This window comes from Parapedobacter lycopersici, from assembly GCF_040395035.1.
GTDB classification, from domain to species: Bacteria; Bacteroidota; Bacteroidia; order Sphingobacteriales; family Sphingobacteriaceae; genus Parapedobacter; species Parapedobacter lycopersici_A.
Genome location: NZ_JBEBRB010000124.1, coordinates 1 through 3878 on the forward strand (window position 1 = coordinate 1; position 3878 = coordinate 3878).

Annotated in this window: 3 protein-coding genes; 1 reads left to right on the plus strand and 2 read right to left on the minus strand. The window is 51.5% G+C overall.

Annotated elements, in window-relative coordinates; all coding sequences use genetic code 11:
• Positions 1 to 34: 34 nt before the first annotated feature.
• Both hisD and hisG read right to left on the minus strand, forming a co-directional pair.
• Complete coding sequence (gene hisD, locus ABWO75_RS13520; RefSeq protein ID WP_353186388.1) at positions 35 to 1327, minus strand: histidinol dehydrogenase; 1293 nt, start codon at positions 1325 to 1327, stop codon at positions 35 to 37.
• A 9-nt stretch (positions 1328 to 1336) separates the two neighbouring features.
• Positions 1337 to 2188 carry an ATP phosphoribosyltransferase gene (gene hisG, locus ABWO75_RS13525; RefSeq protein ID WP_257657717.1) on the minus strand — a complete coding sequence of 284 codons (852 nt, stop codon included), beginning with the start codon at positions 2186 to 2188 and terminating at the stop codon, positions 1337 to 1339.
• A gap of 476 nt (positions 2189 to 2664) precedes the next feature.
• Between hisG and ABWO75_RS13530 the strand changes: the two genes are divergently transcribed.
• Positions 2665 to 3878 (plus strand): glycoside hydrolase family 31 protein (locus ABWO75_RS13530; RefSeq protein WP_353186390.1); only part of this gene is annotated, 1214 nt, incomplete at its 3' end.

Here is a 3878-nt window from a genome sequence, read left to right on the forward strand (position 1 = left end):
CTTATACCAAAACCGGACGCCTTATCTGCATGGATCAGGGGTTGCGCAGCCGCACCGATACCGCATTTTTATGCGCCTGCAATCCCTCCAGTTCGGCAAGTACTTCAACGGTAGGGCCAATGTTTTCCAGGCCTGCCGCATCGATGCGCTGAAAAGTGATTTTTTTGACAAAAGAATCAACCGATACGCCAGAATAGGAACGGGCATACCCGCTTGTAGGCAGCGTATGATTGGTACCCGAGGCATAATCCCCGGCGCTTTCGGGTGTCAGGTGTCCGAGGAAAACAGAGCCCGCATTGGTGATTTTCCGGATCAGCGGCTGCCAATCGTCCACTTCAATAATCAGGTGTTCAGGCGCGTACTGGTTGCTGAATGTCATCGCTTCTTCCATGTTATCGCAGATCAGCGCGTAGGAATTGGCCAGCGCCTTTTTAGCAATATCAGCCCGCGGTAACTGCTGCAGCTGATCCTGCAATGCATCCTGCACCTGTTCCACCAGTGTTTGGTCGGTGCTGACTAGTATGGCCTGGCTGTCCGGGCCGTGTTCGGCCTGGGCCAGCAGGTCGGCCGCCACGTAACCGGGGTTGCTGCTGCTGTCGGCCACAACCAATACTTCTGAGGGGCCTGCGGGCATATCGATGCTTACATGGCTCATGCCCTGTGCCAGGTTTTTAGCCATGGTAACGTATTGGTTGCCCGGCCCGAAAATCTTATCTACCTTCGGTATGCTGGCAGTGCCGTACGCCATGGCCGCGACAGCCTGGGCGCCTCCGGCAAGGTACACCCGATCTATTTTGAGCAGTTGCAGGCAATAGGCCAGATAGCCGTTGATTTTTCCGTCCGCCTGCGGGGGCGAACAGACGACAATTTCTTTACAACCGGCAATCCGGGCCGGAATACCCAGCATAAGTAAGGTGCTGGGTAATACCGCCGAGCCTCCGGGGATATACAACCCCACTTTCTCGATTGGCCGTGGTTCCCGCCAGCAGGTTACACCGGGCATCGTTTCGACTGTCCGTTCCTTTTTGAGCTGGACCGAGTGGAACCGGTGGATATTGGCGAAGGCGATTTCCAGTGCCCGTTGCTGTGTACGTCCGATGGAGGCAGCGCTGGTAGCAATCGCTTCCGCGTCGAGCACCAGGGACGTCAGCGTAACACCGTCGAAACGTGCAGCGTATGCCCGCAGGGCATCATCACCGCGACCGCGCACTTCAGCAATGATCTGGCGGACCGATTCTTCAATGTCCCGATTGGGGTCCGCATTGCGGGTAACCAGCTGTTCGAGTAACTCCCCGTGCAGTTGGCGGTAACGATAGGTAGTCAGCATGGTACTTCGTTAAATAATAATCTTTTCCACCGGCATGACGATGATGCCTTGTGCACCGGCCGCTTTAAGCTTATTGATCTTATCCCAGAAATCCTGTTCTGCAATAGCCGTATGTACAGCAACCCAGTTTTCTTCGGCAAGCGGCACCACCGTTGGGCTTTTTACGCCGGGTAACAGCCGGATAATCGCATCCAGGTTATCGCGTTCCACATTAAGCACCACATATTTGGTTTCCTGCGCCCGTAATACCGATTGGATACGCTGCATAAGCTCCAGTACGATCGGGTCATTTGCAATGCCTGCCCGCCCGATGAGAATGGCCTCTGACGACAGCACGTCGGCAAACGGCTTGAGCCCGTTGCTGCGCAGCGTACCTCCGGTGGACACGATGTCGCAGATGGCATCGCTAAGGCCCAGGCCCGGTGATATTTCCACGGATCCGGAAATGGTCCGGATATCGGCATGGATTCCATTGCTGTCGAGGAATTTTTTCAGGATAACCGGGTAGGAAGTAGCAATTGCCTTGCCTTCCAGGTCGCGCAGCTCCTGTGCATTGCTTTGGTTAGGGATTGCGATCTTGAGCGTGCAGCGGCCAAAGCCCAGCCGTTGCAGGTAAGTGACATCCGCTTCCGTTTCATTAATCACGTTTTCGCCGACAATGCCCAGGTCCGCGATACCATCCTGTACATATTCGGGTATGTCGTCGTCGCGGAGAAACAGAATTTCAAGCGCAAAGTTGGCGACCGTGGTCATCAACGAACTTTTATAATTTTCAAAGCTAAGGCCGCAGTTTTTTAGCAGTTGTACTGATTTTTCATTAAGCCTTCCCGATTTCTGGATGGCAATTTTCAGGTTTTTCATTCGTATAATTTTGTCTTTTATGGCAATGAGCCCGGTATGGATTGTTTTTCACTTGTTAGTCATTTCCAACGGTATTCAGGCAAGTTCCTGCCGCAGCTTGAAAGGGTGACGGAATGGATCAATCGCTGCGTCGTTCATGGCCTTTGGTGAATGGAACAATTCATGCAGATTTCATGTAAGCGTAAATGTGTTAGGGACGATGAACCGGTTGCCTTTCGGCAGCGGTTCAATGAATTCAATTTATTAATCAACATCAGGGTTAAGTGCTTCACGTAGAAACATACATATCACATATCGCCACAAGGGCGGTGATGAAAATGGATGTGGTGAACCAAAGCAACCTGCATGTTCTCTATTAATAAATGAATAGTAATGAAGTTGGGGACAAATATATAAGGTAAATGGAGACAATCCAAATTACGCGGGTTGTAATTCGGCAAAAAACTGTATTTTGGCCTTAACTAAGAGGAGTATTTATGGCAAAGGATTTTACGAAACAGCAAGGCGAAGACCCAACAGATCAAAATGATGCAGGGCAACCTGCGGCAGTGCTGGATGAAGGGGTGCACCACGTCAATAACCCGGTGCTGGACCTGCCTGAGATTACAAAGGATTACCTGGGGCCGGTAACTGGTCATTATCAGGAAAACAACAACTACTATTTTACGGATGGCGCTGCCTATGTGGAAGTAAAGGTGGTGAGCGATGAGATTATCCGGGTGCGGCTGGCACCACGGGGGCAGTTCCTGGAGGATTTTTCATACGCCGTTCCTGCGGCCGACCAGCACGTGTCGGTTTATCATGTTGAGGAAGACCAGGAGGCATACCGGGTAAAGACCAACACGGTCACCTGTGTGGTCCGGAAGTCCGATTTTCTGATTGCATTTGAAGACCGGCAGGGTGAGGTGTTTAATCAGGACCACGCACCGATGCACTGGGAGGAAAATCCCGATTTCGGAGGATATTATGTATATTGTACCAAAACCGCTACGGCGGAGGAAGCGTTTTACGGCCTGGGGGATAAACCTACCCACCTGAACCTGCGCGGCGGAAGGTTTGTAAACTGGAATTCCGACACTTATTCCTTCCAGTTCAAACAGGACCCGCTTTACCGGAGCATTCCTTTTTATATCGGCCTCAACCAGGGCAATGCCTATGGTATTTTCTTTGACAATACGTTTAAAACCTATTTTGATTTCGCTGCGGAAGCGCAGGATCGGACCAGCTTTTGGTCGGAGGGCGGTGAATTGCAGTACTATTACATCCACGGTCCGCAGATGATGGATGTGGTAAAACGCTATCACAGCATTACCGGCACCCATTACCTGCCACCCCTCTGGGCATTGGGCTATCACCAGTGCCGCTGGAGCTATTATCCGGAGAGCCGGGTCCGCGACCTGGCAAAAAACTTCCGGGAGCGGAAAATTCCCTGTGATGCCATTTACCTGGATATCGATTACATGGATGGCTACCGCTGTTTTACCTGGAATAAGCATTATTTCCCCGACCCTAAAAAAATGATTAAAGCGCTGGCCGACGACGGCTTCCGGACAGTGGTGATGATTGATCCCGGGATTAAGGTGGATGAAAATTACTGGGTGTTCCGGGAGGGAAAGAAAAACCGCTATTTCTGTCGCCGTGGCGATGATTATTTTATGGAAGGTTACGTGTGGCCCGGACGCTGCCAGTT

What these genes read in the sequence shown, in the direction of transcription:
- hisG (WP_257657717.1), bottom strand. Translation starts at nt 2,188, where the DNA reads ATGAAAAACCTGAAAATTGCCATCCAGAAATCGGGAAGGCTTAATGAA.
- hisD (WP_353186388.1), bottom strand. Translation starts at nt 1,327, where the DNA reads ATGCTGACTACCTATCGTTACCGCCAACTGCACGGGGAGTTACTCGAA.